At 67.8% G+C, this 22931-nt stretch carries 18 protein-coding genes; 12 read left to right on the top strand and 6 right to left on the bottom strand.

From position 1 onward, the window contains the following. Positions 1–89 precede the first annotated feature (89 nt). The 3 genes from ACZ6DT_RS19490 to ACZ6DT_RS19500 all read left to right on the top strand — a co-directional run bounded on the left by ACZ6DT_RS19490 (position 90) and on the right by ACZ6DT_RS19500 (position 5270). The gene (locus ACZ6DT_RS19490; protein WP_465596767.1) at positions 90–3404 is read left to right on the top strand and encodes a fibronectin type III domain-containing protein; all 3315 of its coding nucleotides are present in this window, start codon (positions 90–92) and stop codon (positions 3402–3404) included. A gap of 211 nt (positions 3405–3615) precedes the next feature. Further along, the gene (locus ACZ6DT_RS19495; protein ID WP_465596770.1) at positions 3616–4839 is read left to right on the top strand and encodes a hypothetical protein; all 1224 of its coding nucleotides are present in this window, start codon (positions 3616–3618) and stop codon (positions 4837–4839) included. 14 nt (positions 4840–4853) lie between these two features. Then, positions 4854–5270 (top strand): hypothetical protein, encoded by a 417-nt coding sequence (locus tag ACZ6DT_RS19500; protein WP_465596773.1) that lies wholly within the window; start codon positions 4854–4856, stop codon positions 5268–5270. Positions 5271–5668: 398 nt separating this feature from the next. On the opposite strand, the gene ACZ6DT_RS19505 is transcribed toward ACZ6DT_RS19500, so the two are convergent. Beyond that, on the bottom strand, positions 5669–6640 hold the full coding sequence (locus ACZ6DT_RS19505; RefSeq protein WP_465596776.1) for an anti-sigma factor RsbA family regulatory protein: 972 nt from the start codon (positions 6638–6640) through the stop codon (positions 5669–5671). 336 nt (positions 6641–6976) lie between these two features. Here ACZ6DT_RS19505 and ACZ6DT_RS19510 point away from each other — a divergent pair, with 336 nt between their 5' ends. The 5 genes from ACZ6DT_RS19510 to ACZ6DT_RS19530 all read left to right on the top strand — a co-directional run bounded on the left by ACZ6DT_RS19510 (position 6977) and on the right by ACZ6DT_RS19530 (position 15474). After that, positions 6977–9748 carry a LuxR C-terminal-related transcriptional regulator gene (locus ACZ6DT_RS19510; protein ID WP_465596779.1) on the top strand — a complete coding sequence of 924 codons (2772 nt, stop codon included), beginning with the start codon at positions 6977–6979 and terminating at the stop codon, positions 9746–9748. Between the two features lie 217 nt (positions 9749–9965). Then, positions 9966–11522 carry a S8 family peptidase gene (locus ACZ6DT_RS19515; RefSeq protein ID WP_465596782.1) on the top strand — a complete coding sequence of 519 codons (1557 nt, stop codon included), beginning with the start codon at positions 9966–9968 and terminating at the stop codon, positions 11520–11522. A gap of 26 nt (positions 11523–11548) precedes the next feature. Then, positions 11549–13009 (top strand): trypsin-like serine protease, encoded by a 1461-nt coding sequence (locus ACZ6DT_RS19520; protein WP_465596785.1) that lies wholly within the window; start codon positions 11549–11551, stop codon positions 13007–13009. Between the two features lie 27 nt (positions 13010–13036). After that, entirely contained in the window at positions 13037–14566 is a 1530-nt protein-coding gene (locus tag ACZ6DT_RS19525; protein ID WP_465596787.1) for a S8 family peptidase, read from the top strand. 725 nt (positions 14567–15291) lie between these two features. Continuing rightward, positions 15292–15474: a CDGSH iron-sulfur domain-containing protein gene (locus ACZ6DT_RS19530; RefSeq protein ID WP_465596790.1), complete on the top strand. Its 183-nt coding sequence runs from the start codon at positions 15292–15294 to the stop codon at positions 15472–15474. A gap of 37 nt (positions 15475–15511) precedes the next feature. Here ACZ6DT_RS19530 and ACZ6DT_RS19535 read toward each other — a convergent pair whose 3' ends face one another. Beyond that, entirely contained in the window at positions 15512–15793 is a 282-nt protein-coding gene (locus tag ACZ6DT_RS19535) for a metal-sensitive transcriptional regulator (protein WP_465596793.1), read from the bottom strand. Positions 15794–15969: 176 nt separating this feature from the next. Between ACZ6DT_RS19535 and ACZ6DT_RS19540 the strand changes: the two genes are divergently transcribed. From ACZ6DT_RS19540 to ACZ6DT_RS19555, 4 genes are read left to right on the top strand one after another with little or no spacing between them, the layout of a single operon-like run. Beyond that, positions 15970–16251 carry a metal-sensitive transcriptional regulator gene (locus ACZ6DT_RS19540; protein ID WP_465596796.1) on the top strand — a complete coding sequence of 94 codons (282 nt, stop codon included), beginning with the start codon at positions 15970–15972 and terminating at the stop codon, positions 16249–16251. Positions 16252–16282: 31 nt separating this feature from the next. Next, the gene (locus ACZ6DT_RS19545; protein WP_465596799.1) at positions 16283–16489 is read left to right on the top strand and encodes a heavy-metal-associated domain-containing protein; all 207 of its coding nucleotides are present in this window, start codon (positions 16283–16285) and stop codon (positions 16487–16489) included. Between the two features lie 51 nt (positions 16490–16540). Beyond that, the gene (locus tag ACZ6DT_RS19550) at positions 16541–17503 is read left to right on the top strand and encodes a hypothetical protein (protein ID WP_465596802.1); all 963 of its coding nucleotides are present in this window, start codon (positions 16541–16543) and stop codon (positions 17501–17503) included. Between the two features lie 26 nt (positions 17504–17529). After that, the gene (locus ACZ6DT_RS19555; RefSeq protein ID WP_465596805.1) at positions 17530–19785 is read left to right on the top strand and encodes a heavy metal translocating P-type ATPase; all 2256 of its coding nucleotides are present in this window, start codon (positions 17530–17532) and stop codon (positions 19783–19785) included. Between the two features lie 120 nt (positions 19786–19905). On the opposite strand, the gene ACZ6DT_RS19560 is transcribed toward ACZ6DT_RS19555, so the two are convergent. From ACZ6DT_RS19560 to ACZ6DT_RS19575, 4 genes are all read right to left on the bottom strand, one after another. Next, positions 19906–20400 carry a DUF4396 domain-containing protein gene (locus ACZ6DT_RS19560; RefSeq protein ID WP_465596808.1) on the bottom strand — a complete coding sequence of 165 codons (495 nt, stop codon included), beginning with the start codon at positions 20398–20400 and terminating at the stop codon, positions 19906–19908. Then, the gene (locus ACZ6DT_RS19565) at positions 20390–20947 is read right to left on the bottom strand and encodes a carboxymuconolactone decarboxylase family protein (RefSeq protein ID WP_465596811.1); all 558 of its coding nucleotides are present in this window, start codon (positions 20945–20947) and stop codon (positions 20390–20392) included. Before ACZ6DT_RS19565 ends, ACZ6DT_RS19560 begins: the two co-directional genes overlap by 11 nt. Positions 20948–21811: 864 nt before the next feature. Further along, positions 21812–22072 (bottom strand): hypothetical protein, encoded by a 261-nt coding sequence (locus ACZ6DT_RS19570; protein WP_465596814.1) that lies wholly within the window; start codon positions 22070–22072, stop codon positions 21812–21814. Positions 22073–22206: 134 nt separating this feature from the next. Beyond that, entirely contained in the window at positions 22207–22929 is a 723-nt protein-coding gene (locus ACZ6DT_RS19575; RefSeq protein WP_465596817.1) for a dienelactone hydrolase family protein, read from the bottom strand. Between the last annotated feature and the right edge of the window lie 2 nt (positions 22930–22931).

The raw sequence follows: 22931 nt of genomic DNA on the forward strand, positions 1-22931 counted from the left end.
TTTCCGGCGAGCGTGGTCTATGTGTTGGAGAGGGACCTGTGAAACACAGAAGACAGAGTCGAAGACTGGCCACTGGGGGCATCGCCGTCGTGAGTACGGCGGCCTTGGTGGCGTTGGGTCTCGCGATAGGCTCGGGCACCAGTGTCGCGGCTCCGGGTGAGCTCACCCAGAATTATTCGTGCCCATTCCCGTTGATCGGTGATCAGAAAGTTTCGGTCACCATCAAAACCACCCAGCCTTCGACGATCGAGACCGGGAAACTGACGCCCGCCATCGAGATCACCGCCGTGTCCAACGCGGGCAAGACGGCGACCGAGGGCCTTCGTCTCGTCGGCGCCGAAACCATCAAGGGCACCGCGAAGGCGACCTCGACCGTGACGATGCCCGGCAGTCAGGGCACGATGACGGTGAAGGTCGACTCCGACGTGCCGAACCAGCCCATTCCGCCGGTGGGCAACGACCTCGTCGTCAACGCCACGGGCAGTGCTCCCGCGCTGAGGTTCGACCAGCCGGGTACCGCGTCGCTCGCCGTGAACGGCCTCCAGCTGGTGATGACCCCGCTCAAGGCCGACGGAACCCCCACGGGTCTCGGCACCTTCACCTCGGACTGCGTCCTCGCCTCGGGGCAGCAGACCGTCTTGCAGACCTACACGGTGACGGGTTCGCCGGTCGCCCCGGAAGCCGTTGTCGGCACGGGTAATCGCCCGCCGCTACGGCAGATCTACAGCTGCCCGTTCCCGTTGATCGGCAACCAGGACGTCACGGTCGACATCAACGCCACGCTGCCCGACACGATCCCGGTGGGTCAGTTCACCCCGAAGATCGACATCACGGCCGTGTCCAACGCGGGCAAGACCGCGACCGAAGGGCTGCGGCTAGTCGGCGCCGAAACCCTCAAGGGCTCCGCGCTGGCCACATCGCTGGTCTCCAGTCCTCAGGGACATCTCGCGGTCGGCGTGCCGACGGCCATCCCGCGGCAGCCCATTCCGCCGGTGGGCAACGACCTGATCGTCAGCGCGAGCGGTTCCGCGCCGTCGTTGCGGTTCGACCAACCGGGAACGGCGACGCTTTCGGTGCACGATCTGGTGCTGACCATGACGCCGTTGACGGCGTCCGGTGGGGAGACCGGTCTCGGCACGTTCGTCGCGGACTGCACCCCCGCGAACGGTCAGGCCAACGTCCTGCACACCTTCACCGTCACTCCGGTCGGCGACACGACCCCGCCTTCGGCTCCCGGCGCGGTGACGGTCGGTGAAGTGACCCAGAACAGCGTCGCCTTGTCCTGGGGCGCCGCCACCGACGGCGTCGGCGTGACCGGTTACGACGTCTACGCGGGCGCCGATCTCGTCAAGTCCGTGACCGGCACTTCGGCCACGGTCGACGGCCTGACCCCGGACACGGAGTACGCCTTCACCGTCAAGGCCAAGGACGCCGCGGGCAACGTCTCACCCGCGACCGCGCCTGCCACCGCCAGGACCGCGAAGGCTCCTGACACGCAGGCACCGACGACACCCGCGAACGTGCACTCGACCGGAACGACTCAAACCAGCGTGACGCTGGCCTGGGACGCTTCGAGCGACAACGTCGGTGTCACCGGCTACGACGTGCTGAAGGGTGCCGAGGTCGTCAAGTCGGTCACGGAACCTCAGGCCACGATCGACGGTTTGACGGCCGATACCGAGTACAGCTTCACCGTGGTCGCGAAGGACGCCGCGGGCAACGCGTCGGCTTCCAGTGCGGCGGTCACGGCGAAAACGCAGGCCGCGCCCGACACGCAGGCACCCGGTGTGCCGGGCAACCTGCACGCGACCGGTACCTCGGCCACCAGCGTCGGCCTGGCGTGGGACGCGTCGAGTGACAACGTCGGCGTCGTCGGTTACGACGTCTACAACGGCACCACGTTGGTGAAGTCGGTGACGGAACCCAATGCCACGGTCGACGGTCTCACCGCCGACACCGAGTACAGCTTCACCGTCGTCGCCAAGGACGCGGCCGGTAACAGGTCGGAGCCCAGCGCGCCGGTGACCGCTCGGACCGCCACGGTCCCGGACACCGAAGCACCCGGTGTCCCGGCCGGTCTCGCCGCGGCCGACGTCACCCAGTCCAGCGTCGCGCTGTCCTGGAACGCGTCGAGCGACAACGTGGGTGTCGTCGGTTACGACGTCTACAACGGCACCACCTTGGTGAAGACGGTGACCGGGACTTCCGCGACCGTGGACGGTCTGGCGCCGGACACGGAGTATTCCTTCACCGTGGTCGCGAAGGACGCCGCGGGCAACGCGTCGGCTCCCAGTGCCGCGGTCACGGCGAAGACGCAGGCCGCGCCCGACACTCAGGCTCCTGTCGCGCCGGGCAACCCCCGGTCCACCGGGACCACGCAGACCAGCGTGAGCCTCGAGTGGAACGCGTCGAGCGACAACGTGGGCGTCGTCGGTTACGACGTCTACAACGGCGGCACCTTGGTGAAGTCCGTGACCGGGACGTCCGTGGCGGTGGACGGTCTCACCGTGGATACGGAGTATTCGTTCACCGTGGTCGCGAAGGACGCGGCAGGCAACATGTCGACCCCTAGCGCCGCCATCACCGTCCGGACGCAGACCGCGCCCGATACGGAGGCGCCCGGTGTTCCGGCCAACCCGCGTTCCACCGGGACCACGCAGACCAGCGTGAGTCTCGCGTGGGATGCCGCGACCGACAATGTCGGTGTCACCGGTTACGACGTCTACAACGGCAGCGCCTTGGTGAAGACGGTGACCACGACGTCCGCGACCGTGGACGGTCTCACCGCCGACACGGAGCACACCTTCACCGTGGTCGCGAAGGACGCCGCCGGGAACAAGTCGGCCGCGTCTTCGCCGGTCACGGCGAAGACCAAGCCGAACACGTCCCCGATCGTCAAATACAGCTACGACCTGACCGGCAAAACACAGCTGAAGAAGCTCGCCGGCCCGATCGACCTGCGTGGCGGTATCAACGCCGCGATCACGCTGGCGAACGGGACCTTCGACGCCGACCTCACGCTGAACCCGACGAGCGCGAAACTCACGCTCTGGGGCTTCGTCCCGGTCAACGCGAAGATCGAATTCGCATCGGCGGGCAAGACCACCGGCACGCTGGCGGCCGGGGTGCTCAAGTCGACCTCGGCGGTAACGGTCAAACTGCCGCGGATCAGTGTCTTCGGCTTCCCGGTCTCGGCGAGCCCGAATTGCCAGACGAAGACGCCCGCCCAGATCCCGCTCCAGTCGAAGGCCGGGTTCGACCCGCTGGCCGGTGGCAAGCTCACCGGTTCCTACACCCTGCCGCCGCTGCAGGGTTGCGGATTCCTCAACGGCATCGTCAGCGGTGTCGCCGCCGGCCCCGGCAACACGGTGGAGGTGAACCTCAAGCCGCGTCCGGTCGGTTGATCCCGCGGAAACCCTGATCCGGCCCCGTCGCACCTCGCGCGGGGCCGGATCCATGACCGGCTACCTCGTGCTTGGTCAGAGTCGCTCGAGGAAGGCTTGTCAGCCGTTGATCGCCGCTCCGCGTACTCCATTCCAGTGATGTGACATTTCGCGGCAACCTGTCTAACTTCGGCGACGTCGAAGGGGTACTTCCGGAGCAACAGGGGGACGAATGGGGCAGGGGTTCTCTGTCGAGCCGGCCGCGGTGCGCGCTCTCGGCGACCTGGTCCTGCGGGCGGGCGCGGGCGTCGACACCTATCGCCAGTGGTTCGACCGCTTGGTCGGTGCCAGAGCCGGGATCGACACCGAACGCGGCGAGGGTTTCTTCGCCGCCGCCTGGCCGAAACTGGACGAGTGGCAGCGCACGGCGCTGAGTCAGACACGGTTCGCGGCCGATCTCGCCGCGGGCGGCGGACACGAACTGCGCTGCGTGGCGCACTGGTACGGCGTGGTGGACGCGCGGGCGGCGGAATTGCTGGACCGGCTCAATCCGGAACCGGACGCCGCCCGGGTCCCGGTGGACGAGGTGCGTGACCCGGCCGGTGCCGCGTCGTTCCGCGACGCCGTCCCGGTGGGTTACGGCGGGCCTGATCCGGCGGCCATCACCGACCCGGCCTGGTGGCCGGTGAAGGCCGAGGCGGAGCGCGAGAAGCTGCTCGATCTCGGCGGATCCCTCGGCGACGTCGCCGAGGTGATCAAGATGCTCACCGGTTCCGACAAGGACTTCATCACCATGATCGCCGACCTGCTCGTCGGTGACTGGACCGTGCTGCAGCGGCAGGCGGTGCTCTACAACGACGCCGCGCTGGGCCTGGAGAACACCGCGGTCAACATCGACCAGGGCCGGTTCGGGATCCAGGGGGCGTGGGAGGGGGAGGGCGCCGATCGGGCGAAGAACTGGTTGGTCACCTATCGTGCCAGTCTGCTGCAGCTGGCCAGGTACTTCCGTGGCGCGAGCCTGGCGATCCAGGCGCTGGCGAAACTCGCCTACCACCTGATGCAGGAGATCCGGCACGGCTACAGCTCGGCGATCGACATCGCGTTGCTGATCCTCACCAAAGGCAAGAAACTCGGGCTGGAAAAAGGGATGCGGGTCGCGGAGGTGATCAGCGAGGCGCTGTCGGGGCTCGGCCGTCGCGGCAAGCTCATCGACATCGTGAAGGAAGGCGAGATGCTGGACATCATCCACCTCGTGCTGTCCTTCAACGAGATCGTCGGGATCATCCAGACGCTGATCAGCGCCGCGCTCGGACTGGCCCATATGTTCGCGGGGGAAAAGGCCCTCGACGAGGTGCTGGAAACGACGATCGCGATGGGTGATCCGCCGCAGTGGCCGGAAGGCTACGAGCACCGGGACGCCGAGTGCCCGGCCAAGCGCAAGCGGGTGCTGCTGTGACGGGAGAACACACGATGCACGATCCGTTCGACTCCGCTCAAGGGGAGCGGGCACGGCAGACGGTCATGCGGTTGCTGGCGGCGACCGGCGGCGCCGCCGGGGATTTCGCGGGCGAGGTGGTCGCCGGACGACGGCAACCGTACGAACTGCTGGCGCACGGCCCGGTCCTGGACGAGTTCGTCCAGGAGGCGCGAGGCTGGTGGCAGGTCATCGACGCGCTGCCCGCCGAGGATCGGCGACGGCTGGCCGCGGAAGCCTGGTCGTCCTTGGAACGGCAGGTCGGCGAACTGGCGACGATGGACGTCGATGCCGCCGTCGCCGAACTGGAGGAGCTTTCCGCGGTGGCACAGGATCCGCCCGCGCCGAGCCGGCCGCCTCGCGACGACGAGGACGACGATTGGTCCGACAGGTCTTATCTGGAGCCACTCTGAAGCGACCCGCTTGAACTCAAGGGTTCTATTGCGAGGTAGGGCAAACGTGGCTGGGTCGGTACCGGGGGCGTGAGTGGCGATTCGTGCTCTGGTGGACTTGTATCCGCCTACCCACGGGAATCTGGCCTTGTCTCGCTGCCGCTTGGGTTCGTGCTGGGTGGCGTGAGCCGAGACCGGAACGCCCTCTTGACGATGGAGGAATCGGGACACTGAACGTCCCGATTCCTCCATCGTCGACACCCGGCATGCGCCGTGCGCGCGAGACCGGCCTGGTCAGGCGTAGGTAAGCGAATACCGGTCCGTTCTAACCCGAATCGCCACTCACGAACCTTGTCCCCTCGGACAGCCGACGACGTCCAGTTCGAGTCACGCCCGAGCCGCGGCGGGCCCTGTCGGGGTCAGTGACGCTTGGTGGTGAAGCAGACGCGGATCGTGGTGCCTTGCGGGTCGGTGTGGACGCGCACGAGGTCGGCCAGGTGGTTGACCAGCAGGAGCCCCCGGCCGCGTAGCTGACCGGGGGAGGCGGGCCGACGGCCGGCCAGCGGGTCGGTCAGGCGGCCGGTGTCGCGGACCTCGCAGACCAGCCCGCCTGCCTCGGACCAGATGCTGAGCCGTCCTTGCCCGCCGCCGTGGTCCACGCTGTTGGCCAGGAGTTCGGCGGCCACGAGCTGGACGTCCGCCACCTGGTCGTCGGTGAGGCCGGCCCGCCGCGCCTGGTCACGGGCCACGGCGCGGGCCTGGGCCAGGGAAGCCGCCTCGCCGGTGACGGCGTCGAGGATGCTGTACGCGGCCGGTTCGGTCGGGGACGGTTCGGGCAGCGGGGTGTTGTAACCGGTGATGATGCGGTCGGGGTCGTAGCCGGTGCTGGCGCGCTCTCCGGTGGAGTCGATCAGGATCGGGTGGGTGACTTCGGCGTCGGACAGGGCGCGGGCGTCCAGGCGGGTCACGTCGTAGGGGCAGAGAATGGTGACCTCGCGGCCGGTGAACGCGTGGTTGATCAGTGCCTCGTGCTGGGCACACGCCGGGTATTCCAGCTCGGACCGTTCGGCCCAGATGGGTTCACCGATGATGCGGACCCGCCCGGTGGTGTGGTCGTCGGCGAAGGCCCGGAGGACACCGGGGATGATCCGGCCGGGGTTGCGGCCTTCCTCGTTCATGTTCAGCAGCAGTACCCGCTCCGCGTCCGGGCCCAAGGCGGTCCGCAGCAGTTCCAGGTTGGGGCCGGGCACCGAGACCGCGACCGGTTCACCGCTCTCCAGGCCCCGCAGGATGAACGGAACAGTGCCCGCCAGGTAGTCGTCCGGTCCCCGGTAGAACAGCGCCGGGTGGACGAACGGGTCGGTACCCGCCGCTGTCGTGGTCGCCTTCACCGTGACCGGGTACCCCCGTTCGGGAGGTTGTACCCCGGGGTTCGGAAGGGGCTCGGCGCGCTCATCCCGTCACCGGCCTCACCAGTATGTCCAAACCCTGCTCCCCTAGTGACCGGGTCGATCTCCCGTGTCCCGGCCGTACCGCCGACTTGTCCGTACCCCAGTCTAGTGGTAGCGGCGCCGGGGCACGTCCGCCCTCGGTCCGCATTCACTACGTGCCCTGACTTATTGCGCACAGGCTGGTCACCGCTGTGGTCCGGGGTGATGCTGTAGCAGCCGAGGTGCTGTCGGACGCTCCTGCCGAGCCGGGTCGTTCACGCTGAAGTAAGGGGCGCCGTGGTGGAGCTGTCCTGGGTGGAACGGGAGATCGCCAAGCCGTTCGCCTTCGTCGTGATCGAAGGCGAACCCGGTTCCGGGAAAACGGACCTCCTCCGCCGGGTGGCGCGTTCCGCGGGCCGGGAGCGGACCGTGATCGAGCTCCGCTGCGTGCGAGAGCCCGATCCGGCGCCGCTCGCACCGCTGCTCGACGCGCTGGGAGCCGCCGCGGACAGGTTGGCGGGGTTGGCCGGTCGGCTGTCGCCGCTCGCCGGGGTGCTGCACCCCTTGCTCCCCGAATTCAGCACCGTACTGCCGGCGCCGCTCGGCTCCGATCGTCACCTGGTCCACCGTGCGCTCCGTGAGCTGCTCACCTTGCCGGAGCGTACGGTCCTGATCGTCGACGACGCCGACGAGGCCGACGGAGAAACCCAGGACTTCCTCCGCCTGCTGGCGGCCCGTCCGTCCGAACGGCTGGCCGTCGTGACCAGTTCCGCGCTCCGGCTGCAGCAACGGACCCTTCGCGATGCCTGGTGGCCTCCCCGTTCCGGGGTGACGGCGCGATGCACCCTGAAGCCGCTTCAGATCGCGGACGTCGTGGCGAAGACCGGTTCGCGCGAGCTCGCCGAGCGGGTCCATCGGCGAACCGGCGGGGTGGCCGCCGCGGTCACCGCGGTCGTGGAAGCGATCTCCGGGCTCGACGCGCGGGCCGCCATGAAACTCTCGGAGAAGGTCGTCCCCGCTGCTTGGGCGGCAGAACTCGCCGCGAGGTTCGCGGTGCTGGAGCAGGGCGCCACGGCGGTCGTCTCGGCCGCGGTGACCTTCGGCAGGCCGGCGGGCGGAAAGGCGCTCGCCGCCGTGGCAGGCTCGGACAGCGCCGGAATCGTCGATGACCTGCTTCAGGCGATGGCCGCGGGATTCCTGCGGGATCTGGGGAATGATCGTTACGCGGTACGCAGTCCGCTGGTCGCCGACGCGGTCCGCGCCGCCATCCCGGGGCCGCGGCGGTCTCAATTGCACTCCGGCGCCGCGCGGCTGCTCGCCGGTTCGGACGAGCCGGAACCGAGGAGGGTCGCGTACCACCACCGGGAGGCCGGTGAGCTCGACGAGTGGGCGCGGTACGTCTCGGAATCCGTGGACCAGGCGGCGGCCGAGGGCCAGCCGGACGAAGCCGTGCGGCTGCTCGAGGCCGCGCTCGGGGACTCCGCGCTCCCGCGGGCGCGCAGGGAGGACTTCGCCGTCCGCCTCAGCAGGCAGACCGCGTACGGACTGATCGGCGAATCCACGCTGCGGCTGCTGCGCACGGCGGCGCATGAATGGCCGTTGAGCAAGGCCGCTCGCGGCGAGATCCGGATCAACCTCGGTCGGGTCCTGATCAACCAGGTCGGGCAGGTCGACGCGGGCCGTTCCGAGATCGAGCTGGCCATCGCGGATCTCGACGGTCGGCGTGCGCTCCTTGCCCGTGGACTGATCACCTTGGCGCTCCCGCACGTCGGGCCGGTACCGGTCGAGGAGAACCTGCGCTGGCTGGACCAGGCCGAACGGGCCAGCAAGGGCACCCGCGACGTCGAACTGATCGCCGCGGTGACCGCGAACCGGATGTCCGGACGGATGCAGGTGGCCGATCCGGGGGTTTGGCAGGACGTCGGCACGCTCCCGGCCTCACCCCGGTCCGCCGAGGTTCGCAGGCAGGTCAGCCGGACCTACGTCAATCTCGCCGACGCGGCCGCGTGGAACGGCTACTACCCGGTGGCTAGGACGTATCTCGCCACCGCACGGCGGCTGGTCCACGATGAGGAACAGCCCTACCTGGAGGCGCTCGCGGCCGGGACGGATCTCCGGCTCGACGTGGCGATGGGCATCTGGCCCGAGGTGGAGAGCGAAGTCCTCGGACTGGTGGGCCGCGTCGGCCAGGACAGTTCACTCGCCGCGGAACCCTTGCTCGCGCTGGCGTGGTACCAGCTGGGCAACGGACGTCGTAAAGAGGCGTCACGGAACTTCGACACCGCCTTCGCGCTCGCGGCCGGGAACGTGCCACAGCGGGCGTCGGCGTTCGCGGGGCGGGTGGCCGTCCTCCTCGCGGCCAAGGAACTTTCCACCGCCGCGCGGCTCGTGGAGAGCGGACTCGAGAGTGTGCGCCGGAAGAACAACTGGGTCTGGGCGGCCGAACTCCTTCCGCCCGCCGTCCGGGTTCTCGTCGCCAGAAGGGAGACCGACGCGGCCGAACGGCTGGTGGCCGAGTACCAGGAGGGGATAGCCGGACGAGACGCACCGCTCGCCCATGCGGCGGCTCTCTTCTGCCGGGGTCTGCTCGCCCGGGCCCGGCCCGCCGACGCGGTCGAATCGTTCAGCCAGGCGGCCTTGTCCTATCAGGCGTTGCCGAGGCCTTACGCCGCCGCCGGTGCGAGCGAACTCGCCGGTGAATGTTACGCCGAACTCGGCGACCACCGGAGACTGCTTGGCGCATTGACCTCGGCCGAAACCATTTACCGTTCCCTGAAATCAATCGCCGACGCGCAGCGATGTCGTCGGATCCTGGCGCGCCACGATCCCACCACTCCGTCGCGTGGTCGCCGCGGTTACGGCCAGGCCTTGTCGCCGCGCGAACTCGAAGTGGCACGCTTGGCCGCCCAGAATCTCAGCAACCGCGAGATCGCGGAACGGCTTTTTTTGTCCGCACGAACGGTCGAGGTCCATATCAGCCGAGCGTTGAACAAGCTCGATCTGCCTTCGCGCGCGGTGCTCGGCGAATATTTGTCGGGCGAGCTCGACGTCGCGCCGCGCAAGACTTAGCGCTCCCGACCTGACGAACTGGAGCCGATTCGCATCGTCACGCTTTAGTTCTTTGATGAGGTCACTTATTCAATGGGCTCACGGCACTGATTATTGAGACGCGGGCATTTAATTGAGTAGTCCGCCGAGCGTGATACTTATTGTTCTTGTCTCCCTCAGAACTCACTGTTGTCACAACGTCTCCCGGTGTTGTTTCCCCACTTTCAGGAGTGACTCGATGCGTGAAAGTCTCCGCCGAGGAAGGGCTGTGGTCGTTGCCGGCCTGGCACTCGCCCTCGGCTTGCCGGCACTACCCGCCATTGCCTCGCCTGCCGGGCCTCTTGTCCAGGCGTGGATGCCAAACGCGATTCCAGGTTCCTACCTCGTCACGTTGAAGGCCGGGCCGTCGCCCGCCGCGGAGGCTCGGTCGCTGGCGGCGGAATACGGTGGTCAGGTCACGCGCACCTATGATTCGGTGCTGCGTGGCTTCGCCGGCCGGATGACCGAAGCTCAGGCTCGGCGGCTGGCCGCGGATCCGGCCGTCGCCTCGGTCGAACCGGACAGTCTCGCGCACGCGACCGACACCCAGAACGATCCCACCTGGGGCCTGGACCGGGTCGATCAGAAGGATCTGCCGCTCGACAAGAAGTACAACTACGCCAACAAAGGCGACGGTGCCACGGTCTACGTGCTCGACACCGGGACGGACCACCGGCAGAGCGAGTTCGGCGGGCGCGCGAGCAGCGGCTACGACTTCGTCGACAACGACAGCGACGCCGCGGACTGCCACGGCCACGGCACACATGTCGCCGGCACCGTCGGCAGCACGACCTACGGTGTCGCGAAAGGCGTGAAGATCGTCACCGTCCGCGTGCTCGGCTGCAATTCCAGCGCGCCGTGGTCGACGATCGTGTCCGGTATCGACTGGGTCACCAAGAACGCCGTGAAGCCCGCGGTGCTCACGATGAGCATCGGCGGCGGTGCGACGTCCACTGTGGACCAGGCGGTGCGGGGCGCGGTCCAGGCCGGGATCACCGTCACGGTCGCGGCGGGCAACGAGGGACAGGACGCCTGCAACGTCTCGCCCGCCAGGACGCCGGAGGCGATCACGGTCGCCGCGAGCGATATCCAGGACAAGCGGTCGATCTTCAATTCCTCGCAGTCGTCGAACTACGGGACCTGCACCGATCTGTTCGGACCGGGCAGCAACATCACCTCGACCCGCAACGGTGGCGGCACGCAGCAGATGAGTGGCACCTCGATGGCCACCCCGCACGTCGCCGGCGTGGCCGCGCTCTACCTGACCGCGAACCCGTCGGCCACGCCGGAGCAGGTCACCAAGGCGCTGCTCGACAATGCCACCCCCGGCAAGATCACCGACGCCAAGGGATCGCCGAACAAGCTGCTGTACACCGGTTTCCTCGGTGAAGGCACGCCGAACCCGCCGTCCTGCGCGGGCGGCACCAGCACCGACGACGTCGCCGTCCCGGACGCCGGTGAAGCCGTGGTCAGCACCGTGACCATCGGTTCCTGCGACGCGAAGGGAACCTCCGGCACGTCGGTGGCCGTTGCGATCAAGCACCCGTACACGGGCGATCTCAAGATCGACCTCGTCACGCCGAGCGGAAAGGTCGTGAACCTCGAGCAAGCGGGCGGTGAGAGCACCGTCGACCTCTCCAAGGCCTACACCGTCGACACCTCGGGCGAGAACCGTTCCGGCGACTGGAAGCTGCGAGTCCAGGACGTCTACCGCTTCGACACCGGCGTGCTCGACAGCTTCGGCCTGACCTTCTGATTTCCTCCCTGCTGAAAGGAAATACCGTGAAAAGGAAAAGAGTCCTCGGCCTGCTGGCACTGGGTGTGGCGGCACTGTCGATCCCCGTGGCGGGCGGAACCGCCGGGGCGGCACCTCAGCCGACCGCGTCGGCGATCGCTCCCACCGGTGACGTCCGGGTCCCCGAGGGCGCCCATGCTCAGGGCATCGGCGGCGTGCCCGCTTCGGTGAAGGACCACCCCTTCGCCATCGCGGCCTTGCGTGAGGGCGGCTCGCGGCCCAAGGGGCAGAGCTGCAGCGGTTCCGTCGTGGCGCCCCGCAAGGTGATGGTCGCGGCACACTGCAAGGAACTGGCCGGGGAGAAGTCCGTCCTTTATGGACTGGATGATCTGGTGAGCACCGGCGGCACTCAGCTGAAGGCAGTCGACTACCAGCTGCACCCGAAGTTCACCCAACCCTGGAACGGCTACGACGTCGCGATCATCACCACCGACGCCGACATCCCCGTCCCCGCCGGTGGTTACGCGAAGGTCGCCACCTCCGCCGATACCGGCCTCGAGACACCGGGCAAGGACGGTTTCAGTCTGGGCTACGGCAAGAAGAGCTACAACGACAGCCCCGTGGACGTCACTTTGCAGAAGCTGACGCTGCCGATCGTCAACCCGAACCAGTGCACGGGGGTGGAGAACGGCGTCGACCCGGCGACGATGATCTGCGCCGGGTACTCCGACGGCCGCAAGACCGTCCTTCCCGGTGACAGCGGTGGCCCGTTCGTCGTCAACGGTGTCGTCGTCGGCATCACGTCGTGGAGCCGGAGCGACTTCAAGTGGTACAGCGTCTACAGCCGCCTGAACAACGAGATGGGCGACTGGGTCAAACAGCAGATCGGCGAGGTGCCCAGCACCGACAAGTTCACCCTCGCGGCCTCCCCTGGTTCCGTGAAGGTCGACCCCGGCAAGTACGTTTCGGCGTCGATCACGAGCAAGGCCGGAAAGAACGGCAGCGAAAACGTCGCGTTGACCGCGTCCGGGCTGCCCGACGGCGCCAAGGCGACCTTCCAGCCGTCGTCCATCATGTCCGGTGACACCGCGAAGCTCACGATCGAGACCGCGGCGGGCACGCCCGAGCGGGACTACCCGATCACCGTATCCGGCAAGGGAACGACCGACACCGCGACCACCACGCTGACGCTGACCGTCGGCAAGGGCGGCACCGAACCGGGCGATCTCAAGGTGACGATTACCCCCGCCTCGGGCACCGCGCGCGCCGGTTCGATGGTCAGCGCGACGGTCTCCGCGACCGGCGGCAGTGGCTCCATCACCCTGTCGGCCTCCGGTTCGGGCCTGCCGATCGCTCCGTTCTTCAACCCGCAGAGCATCTCCAGCGGGGGCAGCTCGACGATGCAGATCTTCGCGCCGTTCCAGGCGGGGACCTATCCGATCACCGTGACGGCGAAGGACGGCTCCGGCAAGACCTCGACCGCCACGTACACGCTCACCGTCCAGTGACCGTACTCATCTCCGAGGTGACGATCCATGCGTAAATTACTGTTGACCCTAGGCGCGTTGACCCCCTTATTGGCGCTGGGCATCGGAAACGCCGTCGCGGCCGAAGCCGAAGGCGTCGTGGTTCAAGCGAAACAGCACTACGGCGATCAGTACATCGTGGTGCTGAAGGACGGCGTCGCGACCGCGCAGGCGTCGGCGTCGTCGCTGACCGGACGCTTCGGCGGCGAGGTGCGGTCCACCTGGTCCGCGGCGCTGAACGGCTTCTCGGTCAAGAAGATGACCGAGAAGCAGGCTCGGCGGCTCGCGGCGGACCCGTCGGTCAAGGCCGTCTACGAGGACGGCACCGCCCGCGGCGCCGACACGCAAACGAACCCGACGTGGGGTCTGGACCGCGTCGACCAGAAGGCCTTGCCGCTGGACAAGAAGTACACCTACAACAACAGCGGTGAGGGCGTCACGGCGTACGACCTCGACAGCGGTATCAACCCTGACAACCCGGAGTACGAAGGCCGGGCCAGTCTCGGCAAGGACTTCATGGGCGGTGACGGCAAGGACTGCAACGGCCACGGCAGTCACACGGCCGGTACCATCGCCAGCAAGACCTACGGTGTCGCCAAGAAGGTCAAGATCGTCGGGCTGAAGGTGCTGGGCTGCAACAACTCCGGCCCCGATTCGGGCATCATCGACGCCGTCGACTGGGTGACGGCCAACGCGAAGAAGCCGGCCGTGGCGAATATGAGCCTCACCATGGACGCTCCCGGTGTGGGTGATGACGCGCTCAAGAAGTCGATCGCGTCGGGCGTCGTCTACGGCGTCGCGTCCGGCAACGCGTCGACCGACGCCTGCAGCACCAGTCCCGCCAGGGTTCCGGAAGCCATCACGGTGAACGCCACGGACTCCATCGACAATCGGTCGTCGTTCTCGAACTACGGTTCGTGCACGGACATCTTCGCGCCGGGCTCCAACATCACCTCGCTGAGCCCGAGCAACGGCGGGACGGCGGTCATGAACGGCACCTCCATGGCGACGCCGCACGTCGTCGGCGCGGCCGCGCTCTACCTGGCGGCCAACCCGTCCGCGACGCCGAAGCAGGTGCGTGACGCCTTGGTCGACAACGCGTCCGACGGCGTCGTCAAGAATCCCGGCAGTGGTTCGCTGAACAAACTGCTGAACGTGTCGTTCATCGGTGGCGGCGGCCCGACACCGACGTGCGGCGTGAAGTCGAACACCACCCCGGTGGCGATTCCGGACGCCGGTGCCGCGGTGACGAGCTCGATCACAGAGGGAGGGTGTGACGGGAGGGCGTCCTCGACGCTGCCGGTCAAGGTGGACATCAGCCACACTTACTCTGCCGATCTGGCACTGGACCTGATCGGTCCCAGCGGCAAGGCCTACCGCCTCAAGAACTCAGGCGGCACTGGCAGCGCTTCGGGAGTGCACGAGACCTACACGGTCGACGCCTCCGGCGAGAACGCCAACGGGACCTGGAAGCTGAGCGCCCAGGACGTCTACAAGTTCGACACCGGTTCGATCGACGGCTTCACCGTCACGTTCTGACCAGGTGGGGTCGGTCTTATGGCCGGCCCCACCTCGTCGCGTGCACCTGCCGCGGATTTTGCTGAGGGGCTTCTACGGCTGTGGCCGCATTGAGGACACTGGTGCGCTGGCCGGGACGCCGATCGCCTCAGGGGTGGGATAAGCCTTTCGCAACGTAATCGACTGGTCGGCCGTGAGTGGTGATTCGGGCTGAGCCCTGCACCTCGCGCGTCCGGAACTGCCAGGCTCACCAAGATCCACATCGGAGGGTAGTGAAGGCCTCGTCCGCTACCCTGAGGGTCAGGGTTCCGGCAAAGTCGCATAGCCGCTGATCGATGGCGCTTTCGGTGATTCGAACTGGACTTCCGACGGGGGCGGATGACAGGGTGTCTTGAGCGTCAAATATCCACAAAGGACACCATTGGACCGCTGAATGTCCATTTGATGCGTTTATGTACGTTTTCGACTGGGGTCGTGAGTGAGGGTTAGAACCCTCTTTTTCACTCACGACCCGGTCGAAAGACGCCCAAAAATCGGGCACTATCGACCCGGCTGCGTCCGATGTGGACAGTCGAGAAAGATGTCAGGCGACTGTGACGAGCCCGCCTCTGTCACCGCAACACCCCCTTGACCAGCGGCTACGCGACTTTGCCGGGCCCTGACCCTCAGGGTAGGCAAGGAAGCCTTCATAGACCCCTCCAGCGCATGACCCCCGGGGGTAACGCTCAGGTGTCGTCATCAAGGTCGTGAACAACGGGCCGTATCAGGTGAAAGGGCCCGTCCGGCTGGTCGACCACGACAACAACGAATACGAGATCAACGGGCGTACTCGACTACTGTGCCGTTGCGGACATTCGGCGAAGAAGCCGTTCTGCGACGGCGCGCGCGCCCGGATCGGGTTCGAGCGCGATCAGCGAGCGGGCGGGTGACAGGAACGTCACCCGCCCGCTCGCTGCGTCGGCCAAGTCAAGAGCGAACCAGGCGCGCGATCGCTTCGGAGGCTTCCCGGATCTTCCTGTCCGCCTCGGCGCCGCCCTTCGCCGCGGCGTCGACAACGCAGCTTGCCATGTGCTGCTCGAGGAGTTCGAGGGAGAACGACTTCAGTGCCCGGGTCGCCGCGGAGACCTGGGTGAGGACATCGATGCAGTACTTGTCCTCTTCGACCATCTTCTGCAGTCCGCGGATCTGCCCCTCGATGCGCCGAAGGCGCTTGAGCTGGCTTTCCGTGCCGGCGCCGTGACCAACCACGCTCACTCCTCGAGTCCGGAATCCGTCGACGCCTCAATCATGCCCGCTGAGGGGTGGCCCGCGCTGCCGGGTGAGCGGGTGAGGGCGTCCGAAGAAGGTTATGACATACGCCACGGGGGTATGCCTGTTGCCCTACCCCCCTAGGGTATGTAGAGTCGGTCCAAGGAGGACGAGAGATGCACGGATACGCGCAAGGCAAAGACGAATACCTGACCCGGCTGCGGCGAATCGAAGGACAGATCCGGGGCCTGCAGCGGATGGTCGAAGAGGACAAGTACTGCATCGACATCCTCACGCAGGTGTCCGCGGCCAGCAAGGCGTTGCAGTCGGTGTCGCTGGGGCTGATGGACGAACACCTCAAGCACTGCGTGTCCGATGCCATCGCCAAGGGCGGCGCCGAAGCCGACGAGAAGATCCAGGAGGCGAGCGACGTCATCGCCCGCCTCGTCCGTTCCTGAAGCAACGGGACGAATCCGGAGGAGAACCACGATGAGCGAGACCACCTACACCGTCACCGGCATGACCTGCGGCCACTGCGTCGGCTCGGTCACCGAGGAGGTCGGGAAGATCAGCGGCGTCACGGATGTCCGTGTCGACCTGCCGACCGGCGCGGTGACCGTCGTCAGCGCGGAGGAACCCGCGGTCGCGGATGTACGCGCGGCCGTCGAAGAAGCCGGATACGAGCTGACCGCCTGATTCGCGGGACGGCTCCTTGACCGCGGGCACGGCCCGCACAAGGGACTCGAAATGAACACAGTTGCGAAGCTCTCCGCCTACGGTGTGGCGCTTGCCCTGGTCGCCGGTGGCGCCTGGGCCGCAGGCACCGCTGTCGGTCCTTTCGCCGGCGCTGCCGGCCTGTCCGGCGGCGAGGACGCCGGGCAGGGGGACGCTCACAGCGGCACCGTCGCGGAGGCGGCGCCGACCGACGAGCCCGGCGGGCTCGCGTCGTCCAGGGGCGGCTACACCCTCACGCCCACCACCACGACGCTCACCGCGGGCACGACTCAACCCTTCTCCTTTAAGGTTCTCGGACCCGACGGCGCGCCGGTCACCGGCTACGACGTCGAGCACGAAAAGCGGATGCATCTCATCGTCGTCCGCCGCGACACGGCCGGTTTCCAGCACATCCACCCCGAACTGGGGCCGGACGGCCTCTGGACGGTGCCGCTCGCGCTGCCGCAGGCGGGCTCGTACCGCGTCTTCGCGGACTTCAAGCCGACCGGCGGAAGCGCCACGACCTTGGGTGTCGACGTCGCCGCGGCGGGGGAGTTCAAGCCCGTCGAGCACCGGCTGTCGCGCGTCGCGAACGTCGACGGTTACCAGGTCCGCCTGGACGGGGACCTGACGCCGGGCCGGTCGTCGAAAGTCACCCTGACGGTGACCAAGGACGGCCGCGAGGTGACCGATCTGGAGCCGTACCTCGGCGCTTACGGACACCTGGTGGCGCTGCGCGGCGGCGACCTCGCGTACCTGCACGTCCATCCGGACGGCGAACCCGGTGACGGCCGCACGAAACCCGGCCCCGCGGTGACCTTCTTCGCCGAAGTCCCGTCGAACGGCACTTACCGCCTGTTCCTGGACTTCCAGCACCAGGGCGAGGTCCGCACGGCCGAGTTCACCGTCGCCACGGCGGGTGCCCCCGCACCTTCGGGCACCCAGAACCGAACCCCATCCCCGGCGGCCGATGACGGTCACGGCGGACACGGCTGACCGCGAGCCGGAAAGGAGTGACCACGATGACTTCCGATCTGGACCAGGCCACCACAGCCGAGGTCGAACTCGCGATCACCGGGATGACCTGCGCGTCGTGCGCGATGCGCATCGAGAAGAAGCTGAACAAGCTCGACGGCGTCACCGCCACGGTCAATTACGCCACGGAGAAGGCCAAGGTCACCTACAGCGGGGACGTCGAACCCCAGCGGTTGATCGAGCAGGTGGAGGCGGCCGGATACGCGGCCGCCGTGCCCGCACCGGAGAAGACGACCGGCCCGGATGAGCCTGGTGAGGAGGCCGATCCGATCGCGCCGTTGCGGCAGCGGTTGATCGGTTCCGCGGTGCTGTCGGTGCCGGTGATCCTGCTGGCGATGGTGCCCGCGTTCCAGTTCACCTATTGGCAGTGGATCTCACTGACGCTCGCGGCCCCGGTGCTGGTGTGGGCGGCGTGGCCGTTCCACAAAGCGGCGTGGGCGAATCTTCGCCACGGCGCGGCGACCATGGACACGCTGATCTCGATGGGCACGCTGGCGGCGTTCCTGTGGTCGTTGTACGCACTGCTGTTCGGCACTGCGGGAACGCCGGGGATGAGGCACGCCTTCGAGCTGACCGTGGAGCGGATGGCCGGTGACGGCAACATCTATCTCGAGGTGGCCGCCGGGGTGACGACGTTCATCCTCGCCGGGCGGTACTTCGAGGCGCGGTCCAAGCGCCGGGCCGGTGCCGCGCTGCGGGCGTTGCTGGAGCTGGGAGCGAAGGACGTCGCCGTCCTCCGGAACGGCAAGGAGGAGCGAATCCCGGTCGACCGGCTGGCCGTCGGCGATCTGTTCGTCGTACGGCCGGGGGAGAAGATCGCCACCGACGGCGTGATCACCGAAGGCAGTTCCGCGGTGGACGCGAGCATGCTGACCGGGGAAAGCGTGCCGGTGGAAGTCGCGCCGGGTGACGCGGTGGTCGGCGCGACGGTCAACGCGGGCGGCAGACTCGTCGTGCGGGCGACCCGTGTCGGCGCCGACACGCAACTGGCGCAGATGGCCAAACTGGTGGAGGACGCGCAGACCGGAAAGGCGCAGGTCCAACGGCTGGCGGACCGCGTGTCGGCGGTCTTCGTGCCGATCGTGATCGTGCTCGCCGCCGGCACGCTGGCCTTCTGGCTCGGGGCCGGTGGTTCGGTCGCGGCGGCGTTCACCGCGGCGGTGGCCGTGCTGATCATCGCCTGCCCATGCGCCCTCGGCCTGGCCACTCCGACCGCGTTGCTGGTCGGCACCGGGCGGGGCGCGCAGCTCGGGATCCTGATCAAGGGCCCGGAAGTGCTCGAGTCCACGCGATCGGTCGACACGGTCGTCCTCGACAAGACCGGCACTGTGACCACCGGGCAGATGTCGCTGGTGGCGGTTCACGTCGCCGAAGGTGTCGACGAAGAGACGACGCTCCGCCTGGCCGGGGCGCTGGAGAACGCGTCGGAGCACCCGATCGCACAGGCCATCGCCCGCGCGGCACGCGATCGGGTAGGCGAGCTGCCCGCCGTCGAGGACTTCACGAACGTCGAAGGCCTCGGTGTGCAAGGGATCGTCGACGGCAAGGCGGTGCTGGCCGGGCGCAGTTCGCTGCTGGAGGATTGGGCGCATCACCTGCCGGCGGATCTCGCCGAGGCGAAGGCCGCCGAAGAGAAGGCGGGCCGGACCGCGATCGTCGTCGGTTGGGACGGCGCGGCCCGCGCGGTCCTGGTGGTGGCGGACACCGTGAAGCCGACTTCCGCCGAAGCCATCACGCAGCTGCGGGCGCTCGGGCTGACCCCGGTCCTGCTCACCGGCGACAACGAGGCCGTGGCCCGTGCGGTGGCGGCGGAGGTCGGGATCACCGAGGTGATCGCGGAGGTCTTGCCCAAGGACAAGGTCGACGTGGTCAAGCGGCTCCAGGCCGAGGGCAAGGTGGTCGCGATGGCGGGCGACGGGGTCAACGACGCGGCCGCGCTGGCGCAGGCCGACCTGGGGCTGGCCATGGGCACCGGCACGGACGTCGCCATCGAGGCGTCGGATCTCACCCTCGTCCGCGGTGACCTGCGGGCGGCGGTGGACGCGATCCGGCTCTCCCGGCGGACCCTGCGCACCATCAAGGGCAACCTGTTCTGGGCTTTCGCTTACAACGTCGCGGCGCTGCCACTGGCCGCGGCGGGGTTGCTCAACCCGATGATCGCCGGCGCCGCGATGGCATTCAGCTCGGTCTTCGTGGTCACGAACAGCCTGCGGCTCAAGGGATTCCGCAGCACAGCCGGCTGACGTCCGGTTCGAGGCGCTCGTGCGGCACTTTCGGTGCCGCGCGAGCGCCGCAGTGCTGTGCCGGGGTTGACGACAGAGACCGCGTAGGGCTCGTGGTACCGATGGTCTCCATCGGGCCTTTTAGTGGTGGTAGGCGTGGACCACCGCGTGCCCGGAACCGCGGCCGATGAGCCACTTGTTGACCGGCGTGGTGAGCACGAACGCCACGGCGAGCGCGAACGCGAGGGCGCCCCAGAACAGCCAGCTCGCGAGTCCGGCTTCCATCGCGCCGGGGACGACGACCATCACCGCGTTGTCGATGATCTCCATGACGAGGATCGACACGGTGTCCGCCGCGAGCGCGACCTTGAGGGCCTGCTTGAATCCGACACCCGCGCGGAGCACGCCGCGCATCGTCAGGGCGTAACCGAAGACGAATGCCAGCGCGACGGCGAGCACGATCGTCGCGACGTTGCCCCAGCCCAGCGCGGTGCCGATCACCATGCCGAGCACCTCACCGATGGCGCAGCCGGTGAGGCAGTGCAGGGTGGCCGACGCCGCCATTCCCCACGACGCCTTGGCCGCGTGGTGCTGCTCGTGGTGTTCGTGGCCGTGGTGTTCGTGCTCAGTGGACATGAGCGGTTTCCTCCTTTGTGGACTGCTCGGCAGGCGCGGGTTCGAGTCCTGCGACGAGATTGAACGAACCGGTCAGCAGGTTGAGTGCCACCAGTCCCACCGTGTCGGCGATGATCCGATCGCTCCAGCCGTGCTCGCGCAACTCGGCGACGTCCTCGTCGCGGATCGAAACCGGTTCGGCGAGCACGCGGACGGCGTACGCCATCAACGCGGCCTCACGCTGATCGGTCGACGTGCCTTGCCGGGCCAAAGCGACGTCGGTCTCGCTGAGCCCGGCTTCCAGTGCGGCCTTGGTGTGCGCGTCGAGGCACAGCGCGCAACCGATCCACTCCTGCAAGGTGAGCGAAACCTTTTCGCTCAGCACCCGGGCGAGCTTGACCCGCTTCATGGCCCTCGAGAAATCGAGGTATCCCTGAAGGAGTGCGGGGGAGTGGGCCATCGCGGTCACCATCGGGCCTGCCGAACCGCGCCGTCCGATGATTTCGTCGAGCAACTCGGCCGACTTGGCAGGCGCGTCCGCCGGCTCGAGCGAGTGAAGACGCTGCACGGCTCCTCCTGATGCTGTCGATCGCTAGAAACAGTATACGGGTAGGGGGTACTAATCGAGAAGTGATGGTCCCGGTGCGAATTTTTCGCGATGACTCGTTGTCGTGCAACGGATTGTGGCGAGGTGTCACTGTGGTGAGCCCGACACGGGTACCGCCTAGGGGGACCGGGGATCTGGCCGGATCTACTGCTCGCCGAGGTAGGTGGGGCGCCCGACGGCAGGCTCCGAGCGCGGCACTCCCGCTAACCGGGCCGGTAGGAAGGGTGAGAGTGCGTTCTGCGCGGTGTCGGTGACGATCGCCGCCGCAGTCAGCCGGGCGAGGATCGGAGTGAGGGTGATTCCGCTGTGGGTCACGAGGAAGTAGATCCGTGAGCTCTCCGGTCGGTATCCGGCGATGTGTGCCCATCGGCGGGCATGGAGCGGACCGCCCCCTCCGCAAGTCGATATCCGGGGCCTGGCGACCGGCCAGGACCATGAACCGCGCGGCCACGGCGGCGCTGATATCAGCGCCGACTTCGCGTTCGCAGGGTCGACGGAGGGACCGCATCGGCGGGTAGTGAAGGCCTCCTTCACTGCCTTCAGGGTAGGGCTCCGGCAAAGTCGCATAGCCGCGGTCGGTGGCGCTTTTAGTGATTCGAACTGGGCTTCCGAAGGGGCGGATGTCAGGGTGTCTTGAGCGTGGAGTGTCCACAAAGGACAATACTCGGTCGCTGGATGTCCATTTGATGCGTTTATGTACGTTTTCTCGACTGGGGTCGTGAGTGGAAAAGGGCTAGAACCCTCCTTCACTCACGACCCGGCCGGAAAACGCCCAAATCGGGCGCTGTGGCCCTGGAGCATCCTTTGTAGACAGACGAGAAGGTGTCAGGCGACTTCGGCACAGGCGGCCGAGCCATGAAACAGGGACGTGCCGCTCGTCACGATCACCTCGTCCTTGATGCTGGTGCCGTTGACGTGGGAGTACGGCCCGATCAATATCGCGTCGCCGAATACTGCGGAATGCCGGGCTCGGCCGCGGACCGGCGCGTGCTCCATGATCACGACGTCCGACCCGGTGCGTATCTCCCCGTGTTCCGCGGTGAGCACGGCACCGTGCAGCACTCGGGCCCGCTCGCCGAGCACCACCGGGCGACCTCAAGAGTCTCGTCCCCGTGATCCGGATGAGCGAGACACCACCGCACTGGGCATCGGCCACCCCTCGGCTCTGCAGTTCCCCCGCGGAATGGCTCGAGATAAGGAAAAAGACACCGGTTCGACGATCACTCGGTCACGGGCAGGCATTCGGCGAGCAGGTCGACGACGTCGTGCCAGGCTCGCTGTGCGTGACGCGCGTGGTAGCCGACGCCGGGGCGCACGGTGTGGTCGACGGTGGGGTGGTGGAAGGCGTGCAGGGCGCCGCCGTAGACCACGAGCCGCCAGTCGACGCCCGCCTCCTGCATTTCGGCGGTGAACGCTTCTCGTTGCGCGGGCGGCATGATCGGGTCTTCCGATCCGACCCCGGCCCAGACCGGGCAGCGGATACGCGCCGCTTCGCCCGGCCGGCCCGTGGTCAGTGCGTTCACCGTTCCGATCGCACGCAGGTCGACGCCGTCCCGCCCGAGTTCCAGCGCGATCGCGCCTCCGGTGCCGTAGCCGATCGCGGCGATCCGGTCCGGGTCCGTCCGCGGCTCGGCGCGCAGCACGTCGAGGGCCGCGTGGCCGATCTCCCGCATCCGGCCGGGATCGGCGAGCAGGGGCATCACGTGCGCCAGCATCTCGTCGGGGTCGGCGAACCAGCGCCCGCCGTTGATGTCGAAGGCCAGCGCCACGTACCCCAACTCGGCCAGAGCGTCGGCCCGGCGGCGCTGGAAGTCGTTCAGCCCCGGCCCCTCGGGCCCGATCAGGACCGCGGGCCGTCGGTCGGCACCGGGCGGGAGCGCGAGGTGCCCGATCATCGTCAGTCCGTCGGCGGGGTACTCGACCGTGCGTGTGGTGACCGGCATGA

It is taken from the genome of Amycolatopsis sp. NPDC041971 (assembly GCF_055588925.1).

Excerpts from the sequence above, each read along its gene's own strand:
- ACZ6DT_RS19540 (WP_465596796.1), top strand. The coding sequence starts at position 15,970 with ATGCACGGATACGCGCAAGGCAAAGACGAATACCTGACCCGGCTGCGG.
- ACZ6DT_RS19545 (WP_465596799.1), top strand. The coding sequence starts at position 16,283 with ATGAGCGAGACCACCTACACCGTCACCGGCATGACCTGCGGCCACTGC.
- ACZ6DT_RS19525 (WP_465596787.1), top strand. The coding sequence starts at position 13,037 with ATGCGTAAATTACTGTTGACCCTAGGCGCGTTGACCCCCTTATTGGCG.
- ACZ6DT_RS19555 (WP_465596805.1), top strand. The coding sequence starts at position 17,530 with ATGACTTCCGATCTGGACCAGGCCACCACAGCCGAGGTCGAACTCGCG.
- ACZ6DT_RS19515 (WP_465596782.1), top strand. The coding sequence starts at position 9,966 with ATGCGTGAAAGTCTCCGCCGAGGAAGGGCTGTGGTCGTTGCCGGCCTG.
- ACZ6DT_RS19560 (WP_465596808.1), bottom strand. The coding sequence starts at position 20,400 with ATGTCCACTGAGCACGAACACCACGGCCACGAACACCACGAGCAGCAC.
- ACZ6DT_RS19500 (WP_465596773.1), top strand. The coding sequence starts at position 4,854 with ATGCACGATCCGTTCGACTCCGCTCAAGGGGAGCGGGCACGGCAGACG.
- ACZ6DT_RS19495 (WP_465596770.1), top strand. The coding sequence starts at position 3,616 with ATGGGGCAGGGGTTCTCTGTCGAGCCGGCCGCGGTGCGCGCTCTCGGC.
- ACZ6DT_RS19550 (WP_465596802.1), top strand. The coding sequence starts at position 16,541 with ATGAACACAGTTGCGAAGCTCTCCGCCTACGGTGTGGCGCTTGCCCTG.
- ACZ6DT_RS19575 (WP_465596817.1), bottom strand. The coding sequence starts at position 22,929 with ATGCCGGTCACCACACGCACGGTCGAGTACCCCGCCGACGGACTGACG.